We start from the raw sequence: 14552 nt of genomic DNA, 5'->3' as shown, positions 1-14552 counted from the left end.
CGCCTCCCTGCCGCCGCTCGCCCGAATCGTGATAGACAGACGCACCCGACACGCAGAGGGAGGGAGGGGAGAGGTGGCCGCGGAGCCGTCAGAGCCACTCAGCGACTCAGACCTCCTCGCTCGCCATGTGGCCGGTGAACCGGATGCCTTCGGCGAGCTCGTACGGCGCCACCGGGACCGGCTGTGGGCCGTGGCACTACGGACCTTGGGCGACCGCGAGGAAGCGGCCGATGCGGTCCAGGACGCCCTGGTCTCCGCCTTCCGGGCCGCCCACACCTTCCGCGGTCAGTCCGCCGTCACCACCTGGCTCCACCGCATCACCGTCAATGCCTGCCTCGACCGGGTCCGTAAGGCAGCCTCGCGCAAAACTTCGCCGGTCGACGACACCGAGCGGCTTGAGCAGCTCCTTGAGCCGCACGAATCCGCCGAAGCGCCGGCCGAGCGCCGGGATCTGCACCGCGAACTTCTGGCAGCGCTCGGCACCCTCCCTGTCGAACAGCGCGCCGCGCTTGTCCTCGTGGATATGCAGGGCTATCCCGTGGCAGAGGCTGCCCTCATCCTCGACGTACCGACCGGCACGGTGAAGAGCCGCTGCGCACGCGGCAGGGCTCGGTTGGCCCCTCTCCTCGCCCATCTGCGCAGCGAGGGCCGTCACACCAGCGATCTCGACGCCGGGAGGAACCGGACGCAGAGAGCATCCGTCCCACCTGCGTCGGGGCCGAGAGACATCGGAACCAGTGATCCTGCTGGAGTGAAGGGCGGAGGTGGGCGCACATGACATCGACGACCGACACGACCCAGCACCCGGACGTCTCGGAGATCTCCGACCTGACTGAAGGACTGCTGTCCCCGTCCCGCACCGAGGAAGTGCGCCGTCACGTGGACGACTGCGCCCTCTGCGGAGACGTCCTGGCCTCTCTCGAAGAGATCCAGGGGATGCTCGGCGCTCTGCCTGACGCTGAAGGCATGCCCGACGACATCGCGCGTCGTATCGACGCTGCGCTGAGCGCCGAGGCGCATCTCGATACGCCGACGTCGGACGAAGCGGCGGATGTTTCACGTGAAACATCCGCCGCGGAACACGGTCAGAGCGCCGAAGGTCCAGAAGCCGAGGGCCAAGATACAAAGGGCCCGGAGAGGGCGAGCCACGAGACACGACGCCCGGAGGCACAGCCCGCCTCTGGAGGCCGCCCCGCAGGGCGGCCCCAGGCCGCCACCGGCCCAGGGCGCCGGTCGGCACGACGCCGCCGCACCATCGTTCTCGGCGCAGCGCTCGGCGCAGCCGCCGTCGTCATGAGTGTCCTCATGCTGCAGACGGTCCGGACCTCACACAGCTCCGACGCGGCCAGCAAGGTGGCGGACATGGGCGGCGCCTCCGAGAGTGGAGCAAACGCGTTCTCGGGCTCCCCGCTCAGCCTGCGTGTGCACACACTTCTGAGCGGCTCCGGTAACCCTGCTGCCGAGGACGCGCCTTCCGAAAAACGAGCGCCCTCCATCGATAGCCAGTCGACGCCCGACAACGAGTCCTCTGCGTCGCCCAGAACGTCGCTGCGCACCCCCGCGGCGCCCGTCCCCGCCTGCATCCAGCAAGGCATCGGACGCAAGACTGCCGCCCTCGCCATCGAGAAGGGCACGTACGAGGGCCTGCCTGCCTTCCTTGTCGTTCTGCCGCACCAGAGCGACACGACGCTCGTCCAGGCCTATGTCATCGACGCCGGCTGCGTCGAAGCAGACCCCACGGGCAAGGGCGAACTGCTCCTGACCCACACCTACGCCCGCCCCTGACCGTCGCGTCGGATGCGGCCCCGGCACGTCGGGAATGCATCCCCCGTAGGATCCGTTGGGTGGGGTGTGAGTCGTTGAACCGACCCCATCAGGCGTGGACAGTAGGCAGTCTGCAGAGACGAGGAAGAAACCCGTGAGCGACGTCCGTAATGTGATCATCATCGGCTCCGGCCCTGCGGGGTACACGGCCGCCCTGTACACCGCGCGTGCGTCGCTGAAGCCCCTGGTGTTCGAGGGCGCTGTGACCGCTGGTGGCGCTCTGATGAACACCACCGACGTGGAGAACTTCCCGGGCTTCCAGGACGGGATCATGGGTCCCGAGCTCATGGACAACATGCGAGCCCAGGCGGAGCGGTTCGGCGCCGAGCTGGTCCCCGACGATGTGGTTGCCGTCGACCTGACCGGTGACATCAAGACCGTCACCGACACGGCAGGCACGGTGCACCGCGCCAAGGCAGTCATCGTCACCACCGGCTCGCAGCACCGGAAGCTCGGCCTGCCGAACGAGGACGCCCTCTCCGGACGCGGCGTCTCCTGGTGCGCAACCTGTGACGGCTTCTTCTTCAAGGACCAGGACATCGCCGTGGTCGGCGGTGGCGACACGGCCATGGAGGAGGCGACGTTCCTCTCCCGCTTCGCCAAGTCGGTCACGATCGTCCACCGCCGCGACTCACTGCGGGCCTCCAAGGCCATGCAGGAGCGTGCGTTTGCCGACCCGAAGATCAAGTTCGCCTGGGACAGCGAAGTTGCCGGAGTCCAGGGCGAGCAGAAGCTCTCCGGGCTGACGCTGCGCAACACCAAGACCGGTGAGACGTCCGACCTCGCGGTGACCGGCCTGTTCATCGCCGTCGGCCACGACCCTCGCACGGAGCTCTTCAAGGGCCAGCTCGACCTGGACGACGAGGGCTACCTCAAGGTCGACGCTCCCTCGACGCGCACCAACCTGACCGGTGTCTTCGGTGCCGGCGATGTCGTCGACCACACCTACCGACAGGCCATCACCGCTGCCGGCACCGGCTGCTCCGCCGCTCTCGACGCCGAGCGCTTCCTTTCTGCGCTCGCCGACGGCGAGAAGGCCGCTGCGGCCATCGTCTGATCCACGCCCCTCACCCCACACCCCACGAAGTTAAGGAGGCCGCCGTGGCCGGCGCCCTGAAGAACGTGACTGACGACTCCTTCGACGAGGACGTCCTGAAGAGCGAGAAGCCCGTGCTGGTGGACTTCTGGGCCGCGTGGTGCGGTCCGTGCCGCCAGATCGCACCCTCTCTGGAGGCCATCGCGGCTGAGCACGGCGACAAGATCGAGATCGTCAAGCTCAACATCGACGAAAACCCGGCCACCGCTGCCAAGTACGGCGTGATGTCCATTCCGACGCTGAACGTGTACCAGGGCGGCGAGGTCGCAAAGACCATCGTCGGCGCCAAGCCGAAGGCCGCGATCCTCCGCGACCTGGAAGGCTTCATCGCCGAGTAGCACTTTGCTCCACCGTTTCACGTGAAACGGGTCCACCCCCTGGGGGATGGACCCGTTTCGTGTTTCCGTGAAGCCTTGCATCACAACGGTCGCAGCGCCGGCTCCTTCTGAACCGCCCCGAGCAATCGGTCCAGCGCCAACTCGACGTCGTCCTTCCACGAAAGCGTCGTGCGCAGCTCCAGTCTCAACCGTGGATGGACCGGATGCGGGCGTACGGTCTTGAAGCCCACCGCCAGTAGATGGTCTGCCGGGAGCACACAGGCCGGTTCCTTCCACCGGGAATCGCCGAACGCCTCGATCGCCTTGAATCCCCGGCGCAGCAGATCCTTGGCAACGGTCTGCACCATCACGCGCCCCAGACCCTGGCCCTGATACCCAGGCATGATCCAGGCGGTCATCAACTGCACGGCGTCGGGGGAGACCGGACTGGTGGGAAAGGCCGTCGAGCGCGGTACATACGCCGGTGGCGCATAGAGAACGAAGCCGACCGGCACGTCGTCCACATAGACGACGCGCCCGCAGGATCCCCACTCCAGCAGGACGGCAGAGATCCAGGCTTCCTTCTCCAGCTCCGGGGTTCCGGCCTTTATCGCAGCTTCCCCACTGACCGGATCAAGCTCCCAGAAGACACACGAGCGGCACCGCTTGGGGAGATCGGGAAGGTTATCCAGTGTGAGCGGTACGAGCCGCCGTCCCATGAAGGCTGTTCCTCGCTTCCTTCGCCCGCCGCATCGCGTGCGGCGGCCAGTGCGCTCCGTTCTCGGAGCAGGCCGCCGACAAACCCTCCGACAGCCCCCAGGCCCAGCCCCACTGTCACCAGTTGGCTGCGGCTCACTGAACGCATGGCCCTCCCTCCGCCGAGGTGGATCAAGCTGGATGTGCCATACCAGAACGAATCGTATCCACTCGGAGATGAAGTCGACACCGTGACAAAGCAAAGGGCGGGCTGTGTCCCGGCATGTTCCGGTATACAGCCCGCCCTGCTGTTCTTCGTCCGGACGTCAGTTCTCGTCGTCCTCATCGGATTCTGCGGCAAGACCCCGCTCCAGCACGCGGCCCTCACCCGGTGCCAGGCTGCCGAGAATGCGGTCCAGATCTTCCATCGAGGCGAACTCGACGACGATCTTTCCCTTCTTCTGCCCGAGATCGACCTTCACCCTCGTCTCGAAGCGATCCGAGAGCCTGGAGGCAAGATCGGAGAGAGCGGGCGACAACCGGCCGCCGGCTCGCGGACCCTTGGACTTGGGAGTGCTGCTAGGACGGGAGCCCATCAGCGTCACGATCTCCTCGACCGCACGCACCGAGAGCCCCTCGGCCACGATGCGATGAGCCAGGCGGTCCTGCTCCTCGGAGTCGTCCACGGACAGCAGTGCCCTCGCGTGACCGGCCGACAGCACCCCGGCTGCGACCCTGCGCTGCACCGGTGGAGAGAGCCGCAGCAGACGCAGCGTGTTCGACACCTGCGGGCGGGAGCGCCCGATCCGGTCGGCCAGCTGGTCATGCGTGCACTTGAAGTCCTTGAGCAGCTGGTCGTACGCAGCTGCCTCCTCCAACGGGTTCAGCTGAGCCCGGTGCAGGTTCTCCAGGAGCGCGTCCAGAAGCAGCTTCTCGTCGTCCGTGGCCCGGACGATGGCCGGGATCCGCTCCAGACCGGCCTCACGGCAGGCCCTCCAACGCCGCTCACCCATGATGAGCTCATAGCGCTCCGGCCCCAGCTTCCGCACGACGACCGGCTGGAGGAGCCCGACCTCCTTGATGGAGGTGACCAACTCCGCAAGTGCGTCCTCATCGAACACCTCACGAGGCTGACGAGGGTTCGGAGTGATGGAACCGAGAAGAACCTCCGCGAAGTACGCCCCCGCGGCATCCGTCGGCTGCGAGGACGACTCCTCGGGGTCCCCTACGGGGGTACTCGGCTCCGGAACGACCGGAGCGGCGCTGAGCGTGGTCACCTTCGCGGCGGCCACGCCGCGCTCGGCCGTCATGGCGGATGTCCCGCCCGGAGAAACCGAACCTGCTCCGGACGTCGGCATCTGACGTTCCTGCGGGGCAGCGGGAATCAATGCGCCGAGCCCACGCCCCAGCCCTCTACGACGCTCACTCACTGGATCCCCTCCGAAATGTTCTGCTGGCTGTTCAGGCTGCCCGTCTGGGCATGCTGAGCCTCGTAGTGCACCCCCACCCCCCGCAGGGCGATCTCACGAGCGGCTTCAAGATACGACAGGGACCCACTGGAACCTGGATCGTAGGTCAGCACAGTCTGCCCATAGCTCGGCGCCTCCGAGATCCGCACCGATCGAGGAATGCTCGTGCGCAGCACCTCCTTACCGAAGTGGCTGCGCACCTCCTCCGCCACCTGGGAGGCGAGCCTGGTCCTGCCGTCGTACATGGTGAGCAGGATCGTCGACACATGCAGATCGGGGTTGAGGTGCCCCCGGACGAGGTCGACGTTGCGCAGCAGCTGCCCCAGTCCTTCGAGCGCGTAGTACTCGCACTGGATAGGGATCAGCACTTCGGCGCCCGCAACCAGAGCGTTGACCGTCAACAGACCGAGCGACGGCGGGCAGTCGATGAGGATGTAGTCCAGAGGCTGCTCGTACGCCTGGATCGCCCGTTGCAGTCGGCTCTCTCGCGCCACCAGCGACACCAGCTCGATCTCCGCACCGGCGAGATCGATGGTGGCGGGAGCGCAGAAGAGGCCTTCGACGTCCGGGACGGGCTGAACCACCTCCGAGAGCGGCTTGCTCTCGACCAGGACGTCATAGATGGAGGGGACCTCGGCATGGTGGTCAATGCCCAGGGCGGTGGAGGCGTTGCCCTGCGGGTCGAGGTCGACCACCAGCACCCGCGCACCGTGGAGGGCAAGCGAGGCGGCAAGGTTGACCGTCGTAGTGGTCTTACCCACCCCGCCCTTCTGGTTGGCCACCACCATGACGCGTGTCTGGTCAGGGCGGGGCAGCCCTTCACCGGCACGGCCAAGAGCCTCGACCGCCAGCTGGGCGGCGCGACCGATGGGTGTGTCATCCATCGGCGGCGGTGTTTCACGTGAAACACCGTCCCCCGCCGATTCGGTTCGGGGACCGGGGACCGGATCGGTCATCGGTCCCGCGATGTTGGCGTCGGACCGCAAGGATTCACTCTCCTCGACTTCAGACTCGCAATGAGCAGAGCCTGCCATGCTTTCGGGGTCGTGAACCAGCGAGGCCCACTCTTCTGTGGATGAATCCACTTCTGTGGACAACTCCGTAGCCCTAACGGGCCTGCGATGCCGCGGTGCGGCAGCCGCGCGACCGCGGCTGATGATTCCATGCAGCAGAGAGCGACGTTTCACGTGAAACACGATGCCCCTGCAGCGTAGCTACAGGGGCACGACACTCCGCATGCGGTACGTATGACTGCGTGCGCGGAGCATTACTGACAAAACAGAGCGGACTGTCTGTAACAGGCAGTCCCGCAGCGTCGTTGCCTGCTCAGCGGCGCCGACGCGCGCGGCCGGCCCTGGCAGCCTTCGCCCTCTTTGCGGCGAACCTCACACCACCCGGGCTCTCGCCGACCACTACCCGCACCACAGTGGACATCGGTTCGACCACACCTTCACCGACGTGCAGTACCTCGGTGTCCACCACACCGAGCTTGCTCAGAGCAGCACGCGCGCCGTTGATCTCCTCTTCGGCGGTATCACCCTTGAGCGCCAGCATCTCTCCGTACGGGCGCAGCAGCGGCACACCCCAGCCGGCCAGCCGGTCGAGCGGTGCAACAGCGCGAGCCGTCACCACATGGACCGGCTGCAGCGTCCCCAGGACCTCCTCGGCCCGGCCACGGACGACCGTCACATGATCCAGCCCCAGCAGCTCGACGACTTCCTGCAGGAAGTTCGTCCGCCGGAGCAACGGCTCAAGCAGGGTGATCTTCAGATCCGGACGGACCAGTGCCAGCGGAATACCCGGGAGACCGGCGCCGGAGCCCACATCGCAGACCGTCACACCCTCGGGTACGACCTCGGAGAGCACCGCACAATTCAGCAAATGCCGCTCCCACAACCGCGGCACCTCACGAGGACCGATCAGCCCTCGCTTGACCCCGGCATCGGCAAGCAGTTCCGCGTACCGGACAGCCTCCGGGAAGAACTCACCGAAAACCGCCCGCGCCTCTTCGGGCGCCTGGGGAAGCTCTACTTCCGCCGTCACGGGAACCGTCCTTCCTTACCGCACTACCGCACTGTGGATGGCTGACTATCAGGCTGACAAAGATCGGCCCCGCCTGCGAACAGACGGGGCCGACAGAACAAGGATCCGGTCAGGCCGGGAGGACGACGACGAAGCGCTGCGGCTCCTCGCCCTCCGACTCGCTGCGCAGACCTGCGGCCGCAACCGCGTCGTGCACAACCTTGCGCTCGAACGGCGTCATCGGGTCCAGCTTCACCGGCTCACCGGTCTTCTTGACCTCGTCCGCGGCCTTGGCACCCAGCTCGGCAAGGACCTCGCGCTTCTTGGCCCGGAAGCCCGCGATGTCCAGCATCAGCCGACTACGGTCACCGGTCTCCCGGTGCACGGCCAATCGCGTCAGCTCCTGGAGCGCCTCCAGCACCTCACCGTCGCGGCCCACGAGCTTCTGCAGTTCACGAGCCGAGTCGCTGATGATCGAGACCGCGGCCCGGTCCGCCTCGACGTCCATGTCGATGTCACCGTCGAGGTCGGCGATGTCGAGCAGACCCTCGAGGTAGTCGGCTGCGATCTCCCCTTCCTGCTCGAGGCGGGTCAAGGTGTCGCTGCCCTCAGCGGCCGTGGAGGTGGTGCCTTCCGTCACGGATGGACTCCTTCTTACTTCTTGGACGGGTGCTTGGGCCGCTGCGGGCCCCTGCGCTGTCCGGACTTGGCTTGGCGTGAGGAGCCGGACGCGGGCTTGCCCGCCGGCTTGGGCTTGTCGTCCTGCGGTGCGTCCTGCTTCTGCAGCGAGGTCTTGGCCTCCGCCGACTCGGTGGAGGCAGCGGAGTCGCTGTCCTTCGCCGGGCCCTGCTGGACAGCACCGGTCTGGCGCTTCGCCTTGGTCTGGCGCTTGGGCTGCTGACGCTTCTGCGCAGCTCCGCCCTCGGCCTCGGCCACAGCGGTGTCGCTCTTGGTCACCGTGCCGTCCGCCTGGGCGACGAGGCCCAGCTTGGCCAGCCCGGTGATGAACTTCCGCTCGATGTCGTTGCGGTCCGCACCCTTGGCAACGATCCGCTTGACGGTGTTGCGCTTCGTCCTGCCCCGCACCTCACCGTGAGCGGTGACGCTCTTCAGTAGACGTCCCAGGTAGTGGTCCTGCGCCTTGCTGCCCGGGGTCGGGTTCTGGTTGATCACGTACATCTGCTGACCCATGGTCCAGACGTTGGTGGTCAGCCAGTAGACGAGGACGCCGACGGGGAAGTTGATGCCCATGACGGCGAAGATCAGCGGGAAGATGTACATGAGCATCTTCTGCTGCTGCATGTACGGCGTCTTGACCGTCAGGTCGACGTTCTTCGTCATCAGCTGGCGCTGGGTGAAGAACTGCGACGCCGACATCATCACGATCATGACCGCAGTGACGACGCGGACATCGGTCAGAGAGGCACCAAGAGCGGCAACCTCCGAAGCGCTGTCGGTGAACTTCGCGGCCAGCGGGGCACCGAAGATGTGTGCCTGCCGGGCACTGTCCAGCAGCGGCTGGTTGATGACACCGATCGTCTTGCCCGAGGCGATGGCCGAGAGCACGTGATACAAGGCGAAGAAGAACGGCGACTGCGCCAGGATGGGAAGGCACGAGGAGAGCGGGTTGGTGCCCGTCTCCTTGTACAGCTTCATCATCTCTTCGGACTGACGCTGCTTGTCGCTCTTGTAGCGCTCCTGGATCGCCTTCATCTTCGGCTGGAGCACCTGCATGTTCCGCGTCGACTTGATCTGCTTGACGAAAAGCGGGATCAGGCAGATGCGGATCAGCACCACCAGGGACACGATGGACAGGCCCCAGGCCCAGCCGGTGTCATCGCCGAAGATCGCTCCGTACAGCTTGTGGAACTGGACGATGACCCACGAGACGGGGTAGGTGATAAAGCTGAACAGACTGGCAATCGTGTCCACTAATCAGGCTCCTTGAGCTTTGGGCGAGGTCTCTGAGGCCGGGCTGGGGGTTCGGAGACCGTTCCCCCCAGGAGGCACATCAGCGGCGGAGTCCCCGCCCTTGCTGCTACGTATCGCTTGACGCAGCAGTTCGTGCCAACGCGGGCGTTTGCGTGGCGGGACGTGATCCACGCCGCCGGGTGACCACGGATTACATCGCAGGATGCGCCAAGCGGTCAGCGCTGTTCCCTTGATCGCTCCGTGCCGGTCGATCGCCGTATATCCATAGTGGGAACACGACGGGTAGTAACGGCAGACAGGCCCGAGTAGTGGGCTGATCGTCCACTGATACAGCTTGATAAGAGCCAGCAGCGGGTACTTCATCGCGCGCCCCCTCCCAGTAGCCGCTGAAGTGCGGCGTCAAGGTCTCGGGCCAGCTGTTCATGGTCGGCGTCGCCCGATCCGGGCAGCGCTCGTACGACAACCAGGCTACCGGGGGGCAGCAGGGCAAGTCGCTCGCGGACCAGATGGCGAAGCCTCCGCTTCACCGCTGTGCGTACGACCGCTCCACCCACGGCTTTGCTGACAACGAAACCCGCACGTGGCGGGGGAGCACTCTCCCCAGTCACGTGCGGGTCCGTTGCACCGCTGCGTAGATGGACGACGAGTAGCGGGCGGCCGGCCCGGCGTCCTCGACGTACTGCGGTCGCGAAGTCCTCGCGCCGCCTCAGCCGATTCTCGGTAGGCAGCACGTCATGACCTGTAAGCGATCAGGCGGACAGGTTGGCGCGACCCTTGCCACGGCGGGACGCGAGAATCGCGCGGCCGGCACGGGTGCGCATACGCAGCCGGAAGCCGTGGGTCTTCGCGCGACGACGGTTGTTCGGCTGGAAGGTGCGCTTGCTCACTCGGGGGCTCCAGAAATGATCGTGTGATGGCGGGACATCGCCTGGCTGTCACCGTGCGCCCACGAGAGACTCGCGTAAACGCCTTAGTGCACCGCTTCACAATCACTGATCGTGATCTTTGCCCATCGGAGGCAGGCGGCAGCAGCCATCGACAACTCGACCTGGTCACGGTACGCGCGGCTACGCCATCCGGTCAAACCGGCCCCACGGCGAGCCTGTAACGACCCGCGCTGTACACAGCCTGTGGACAACAACTTGAACGACGCGGGTCGGCCTGACTACCGTGGCTGAACTCCGGTTCTTTTTCTTCCTGCCTGCCGGGCCTTACCCATCCCGTCCCGAGAACCACACATTCGTGGGACCAGCGAGAGAGCGTGCCTTGTGGCTGATGTACCTGCCGATCTTGCCGCAGTGTGGCCACGAGTGCTGGAGCAGCTCCTCGGGGAGGGCCAGCAGGGCATCGAACCGAAGGACAAGCAGTGGATCGAGCGCTGCCAGCCTCTCGCACTCGTCGCCGACACCGCACTGCTCGCCGTACCCAACGAATGGGGCAAGCGCGTCCTGGAGGGCCGGCTCGCACCGCTCATCAGCGAGACGCTGAGCCGTGAGTGCGGTCGCCCCATCCGGATCGCGATCACCGTGGACGACTCCGCGGGCGAACCGCCGAGTCCGCCGGCCCCGCCGATGCACCAGCCCCAGCAGCCGCCCCGCTACCAGGGACCCCAGCACGACGAGCGCCAGCACAACGACGGGTACGAGGGCTACGGCCACCGGCCCTCGGACGACGGCATGCCGACGGCTCGGCCCGCCTACCCGGACTACCAGCAGCAGCGCCCCGAGCCCGGCGCCTGGCCGCGCACCCAGGAGGACCTCTCCTGGCAGCAGCCCCGGCTCGGCGGCTTCCAGGAGCGCGACACGTCCGCGGAGCAGTGGCGCGACCCGCAGCACGACTACCGCTCGCAGCCGCACGACTACCGGTCGCAGCCGCCCGAGCGTCAGGGGTACGAGCAGCAGCACCCCGAGCGCCGTGACATGCAGGAGCCCCAGCACCGGCAGTCCGGTGCCGGCACCGGACGCCCCGGCGGCGCCACCGGGCCGATGGGCGCACAGCCCGCACCCGCACCCGGTCCCGGCGAACCGCATGCCCGGCTGAATCCGAAGTACCTCTTCGACACCTTTGTCATCGGCGCGTCCAACCGCTTCGCGCACGCGGCGGCCGTAGCCGTGGCCGAGGCGCCCGCGAAGGCGTACAACCCCCTCTTCATCTATGGGGAGTCGGGACTCGGCAAGACCCACCTGCTGCATGCCATCGGGCACTACGCGCGCAGCCTCTACCCGGGCACCCGGGTGCGCTATGTGAGCTCCGAGGAGTTCACCAACGAGTTCATCAACTCGATCCGCGACGGCAAGGGCGACACCTTCCGCAAGCGGTACCGCGATGTGGACATCCTGCTGGTCGACGACATCCAGTTCCTGGCGAGCAAGGAGTCGACGCAGGAGGAGTTCTTCCACACCTTCAATACGCTCCACAACGCCAACAAGCAGATCGTGCTGTCCTCGGACCGACCGCCGAAGCAGCTGGTCACCCTCGAGGACCGGCTGCGCAACCGTTTCGAATGGGGGCTGACCACCGACGTCCAGCCGCCCGAGCTGGAGACGCGGATCGCGATCCTCCGCAAGAAGGCGGTGCAGGAGCAGCTCAACGCGCCGCCGGAGGTACTGGAGTTCATCGCGTCCCGCATCTCGCGCAACATCCGGGAGCTCGAGGGCGCGCTGATCCGGGTGACGGCCTTCGCCAGCCTCAACCGGCAGCCGGTGGATCTCGGGCTGACCGAGATCGTGCTGAAGGACCTGATCCCCGGCGGCGAGGACTCCGCTCCGGAGATCACGGCGTCGGCCATCATGGCGGCGACCGCGGACTACTTCGGGCTGACGGTGGAGGATCTCTGCGGATCCTCGCGCAGCCGGGTGCTGGTGACGGCTCGCCAGATCGCGATGTATCTCTGCCGTGAGCTGACGGATCTCTCGCTGCCCAAGATCGGTGCGCAGTTCGGCGGCCGCGACCATACGACTGTGATGCACGCGGACCGGAAGATCCGCGCGCTGATGGCGGAGCGGCGCTCCATCTACAACCAGGTCACCGAGCTCACCAACCGCATCAAGAACGGCTGACGGAGGGCCGGTACGGCCTCTGCCACACGCTGAGTACGGCACCGGAAGGGCGCCCCGAACGGACTCTCACACAGTCCCCGGGGCGCCCTTCGTCGTTTTCGGACGGCTTCGGAACGCCCTCCAGCGGCTTCCGGGCACCTCCCAACAGCTCCCGTACGTCCCCCCGGACGGCTTCCCGGCACCTCCGCCGCGGCCTCGGTGTTCGAATACGCGTCGCCGACCTGCAGTTCTCCACAGATCTGGGGAGAATTCCCCCTCCACAGCCTGGGGACCACGAAGTTGTCCATACTGCTTCCACAGGGGGGTCCGCCGATACTCCATCAGGGCTGGTCAGAAGCCTGGGGATTTGTGGTCAACAGTGATCCACAAGCTGTGGACAAAATGTTCGTCCACAAGAGGCCGTCGGCGTTGTCCACCGGCAGCCCACAGGCAGGGTCATGTTGTCCCCAGCTTCTCCACACCCCTGTCCACTGTTCGGCAACGCAACACCGCTCTTCACCGCGCAGAGTGAAAGGCGTCACACCGATGAGGTCGGTTGGGCTGTGGGGAACCTGGGTAAAGCTGGGGACAGCCCTGGGGAGAAACACCGTCGTCCTGTGCATCGGGTGTGCAGAACTTCTGGGTGTCCACAGAAACACCGGGTTGTCCACCGATGCCACCCACAGGGCCGGTGGACAAAAAACCGGGCCTGACCTGGGAAAACGACGTTATCCACGGTTTCCACAGGCCCTACTACTACTGCCACATAGAGTTAGCTCGGATTCCGCTTCGAAGTCTGGGCTGTGCACAACTTGGTGCCGGAGTTCTCCGAACCTCTTGTCGCGACTTGACCCCGAGCAGCACCGAGTGTCGGTGCGGTACGTCAGACTGGTCCCCGGCGTCCTCCCCCTGCCATCGGCGGAGCGACCCCGACCAGACGACGAAGGCCAGCAGGGCGAGCGAGCAACAGCAGGAGGCGGTTCCGGTGAAGATCCGGGTGGAGCGCGATGTACTCGCGGAGGCGGTGGCCTGGGTGGCTCGCAGCCTTCCGGCCCGTCCGCCGGCGCCCGTTCTTGCGGGCCTTCTTCTGAAGGCCGAGGACGGCTCTCTCAGCTTCTCGAGCTTCGACTACGAGGTCTCGGCCCGGGTCTCGGTGGACGCCGAGGTCGAGGAGGACGGCACGGTGCTGGTCTCCGGCCGGCTGCTCGCCGACATCTGCCGTGCTCTCCCCAACCGCCCGGTGGAGATTTCCACCGACGGTGTACGGGCCACGGTGGTCTGCGGCTCCTCGCGATTCACACTCCACACCCTTCCTGTGGAGGAATACCCGGCGCTGCCGCAGATGCCGACCGCGACGGGCACCGTCCCCGGCGAGGTCTTCGCCTCCGCTGCCGCCCAGGTCGCCATCGCCGCCGGCCGCGACGACACACTGCCCGTCCTGACCGGTGTGCGGATCGAGATCGAGGGCGACACGGTCACGCTCGCCTCCACCGACCGCTACCGCTTCGCGGTCCGCGAGTTCCTGTGGAAGCCGGAGAACCCGGACGCCTCGGCCGTCGCCCTGGTGCCCGCAAAGACGCTGCTGGACACCGCCAAGGCGCTGACCAGCGGTGACACGGTGACTCTGGCGCTGTCCGGCTCGGGCGCCGGTGAGGGCCTGATCGGCTTCGAGGGTGCGGGGCGGCGGACCACCACGCGGCTGCTCGAAGGCGACCTGCCGAAGTACCGGACGCTGTTCCCCACCGAGTTCAACTCGGTCGCGGTGATCGAAACGGCGCCGTTCGTCGAGGCCGTCAAGCGTGTGGCCCTCGTCGCGGAGCGGAACACTCCGGTGCGGCTCAGCTTCGAACAGGGTGTGCTGATCCTGGAGGCCGGTTCCAGCGACGATGCACAGGCTGTGGAGCGCGTCGACGCCGTGCTGGACGGCGACGACATCTCGATCGCCTTCAACCCGACCTTCCTGCTCGACGGGCTCAGTGCGATCGACTCCCCGGTTGCACAGCTCTCCTTCACGACGTCCACCAAGCCCGCGCTGCTCAGCGGCCGGCCTGCGGTGGATGCCGAGGCGGATGACGCATACAAGTACCTGATCATGCCGGTGCGTCTCTCCGGCTGAACCGGCCACCGGTCCTGTCACGGCAGTGTCCGGCCGGGCACG

At 66.6% G+C, this 14552-nt stretch carries 15 protein-coding genes; 6 read left to right on the top strand and 9 right to left on the bottom strand.

Features of this window, described 5'->3' with window-relative positions; genetic code table 11:
* The first annotated feature begins 73 nt into the window (after positions 1 to 73).
* The 4 genes from sigM (at position 74) to trxA (ending at position 3258) form a co-directional block, all read left to right on the top strand.
* A complete protein-coding gene (gene sigM / locus OG878_RS20230; protein ID WP_328888089.1) occupies positions 74 to 778 on the top strand; it encodes an RNA polymerase sigma factor SigM in 705 nt (234 codons plus the stop codon).
* Positions 775 to 1785: a hypothetical protein gene (locus OG878_RS20225; protein ID WP_328888088.1), complete on the top strand. Its 1011-nt coding sequence runs from the start codon at positions 775 to 777 to the stop codon at positions 1783 to 1785. The genes sigM and OG878_RS20225 overlap by 4 nt, the downstream gene beginning before the upstream one ends.
* A gap of 133 nt (positions 1786 to 1918) precedes the next feature.
* Entirely contained in the window at positions 1919 to 2881 is a 963-nt protein-coding gene (gene trxB, locus OG878_RS20220) for a thioredoxin-disulfide reductase (protein ID WP_328888087.1), read from the top strand.
* Positions 2882 to 2925: 44 nt separating this feature from the next.
* Positions 2926 to 3258 carry a thioredoxin gene (gene trxA / locus OG878_RS20215; protein WP_030930508.1) on the top strand — a complete coding sequence of 111 codons (333 nt, stop codon included), beginning with the start codon at positions 2926 to 2928 and terminating at the stop codon, positions 3256 to 3258.
* A gap of 80 nt (positions 3259 to 3338) precedes the next feature.
* Here the strand turns inward: trxA and OG878_RS20210 are convergent, their stop codons facing one another.
* The 9 genes from OG878_RS20210 to rpmH form a co-directional block, all read right to left on the bottom strand.
* On the bottom strand, positions 3339 to 3956 hold the full coding sequence (locus OG878_RS20210) for a GNAT family N-acetyltransferase (protein ID WP_328888086.1): 618 nt from the start codon (positions 3954 to 3956) through the stop codon (positions 3339 to 3341).
* A 303-nt stretch (positions 3957 to 4259) separates the two neighbouring features.
* Positions 4260 to 5363: a ParB/RepB/Spo0J family partition protein gene (locus OG878_RS20205; RefSeq protein WP_328888085.1), complete on the bottom strand. Its 1104-nt coding sequence runs from the start codon at positions 5361 to 5363 to the stop codon at positions 4260 to 4262.
* Entirely contained in the window at positions 5360 to 6436 is a 1077-nt protein-coding gene (locus tag OG878_RS20200; protein WP_328891309.1) for a ParA family protein, read from the bottom strand. The genes OG878_RS20205 and OG878_RS20200 overlap by 4 nt, the downstream gene beginning before the upstream one ends.
* A gap of 292 nt (positions 6437 to 6728) precedes the next feature.
* Entirely contained in the window at positions 6729 to 7445 is a 717-nt protein-coding gene (rsmG, locus tag OG878_RS20195; RefSeq protein WP_328888084.1) for a 16S rRNA (guanine(527)-N(7))-methyltransferase RsmG, read from the bottom strand.
* Positions 7446 to 7554: 109 nt separating this feature from the next.
* The gene (locus OG878_RS20190; RefSeq protein ID WP_277327243.1) at positions 7555 to 8064 is read right to left on the bottom strand and encodes a Jag family protein; all 510 of its coding nucleotides are present in this window, start codon (positions 8062 to 8064) and stop codon (positions 7555 to 7557) included.
* Positions 8065 to 8078: 14 nt separating this feature from the next.
* The gene (gene yidC, locus OG878_RS20185) at positions 8079 to 9356 is read right to left on the bottom strand and encodes a membrane protein insertase YidC (protein ID WP_328888083.1); all 1278 of its coding nucleotides are present in this window, start codon (positions 9354 to 9356) and stop codon (positions 8079 to 8081) included.
* A 3-nt stretch (positions 9357 to 9359) separates the two neighbouring features.
* Positions 9360 to 9719, bottom strand: a complete 360-nt coding sequence (gene yidD / locus OG878_RS20180; RefSeq protein ID WP_328888082.1) for a membrane protein insertion efficiency factor YidD — start codon at positions 9717 to 9719, stop codon at positions 9360 to 9362.
* Positions 9716 to 10087, bottom strand: a complete 372-nt coding sequence (gene rnpA, locus OG878_RS20175) for a ribonuclease P protein component (protein WP_078852784.1) — start codon at positions 10085 to 10087, stop codon at positions 9716 to 9718. The genes yidD and rnpA overlap by 4 nt, the downstream gene beginning before the upstream one ends.
* 18 nt (positions 10088 to 10105) lie before the next feature.
* Entirely contained in the window at positions 10106 to 10243 is a 138-nt protein-coding gene (gene rpmH, locus OG878_RS20170; protein ID WP_030930485.1) for a 50S ribosomal protein L34, read from the bottom strand.
* A gap of 381 nt (positions 10244 to 10624) precedes the next feature.
* Here rpmH and dnaA point away from each other — a divergent pair, with 381 nt between their 5' ends.
* Together dnaA and dnaN are read left to right on the top strand one after the other, a co-directional pair.
* Positions 10625 to 12415, top strand: a complete 1791-nt coding sequence (dnaA, locus tag OG878_RS20165) for a chromosomal replication initiator protein DnaA (protein WP_328888081.1) — start codon at positions 10625 to 10627, stop codon at positions 12413 to 12415.
* A gap of 964 nt (positions 12416 to 13379) precedes the next feature.
* A complete protein-coding gene (gene dnaN / locus OG878_RS20160; RefSeq protein WP_277327248.1) occupies positions 13380 to 14510 on the top strand; it encodes a DNA polymerase III subunit beta in 1131 nt (376 codons plus the stop codon).
* Positions 14511 to 14552 lie beyond the last annotated feature (42 nt).

The sequence above is a fragment of the Streptomyces sp. NBC_00316 genome (assembly GCF_036158715.1).
Classification (GTDB): domain Bacteria; phylum Actinomycetota; class Actinomycetes; order Streptomycetales; family Streptomycetaceae; genus Streptomyces.
The sequence above is the reverse complement of the archived record's forward strand: the minus strand, read 5'-3'. Positions and strand labels throughout refer to the sequence as shown.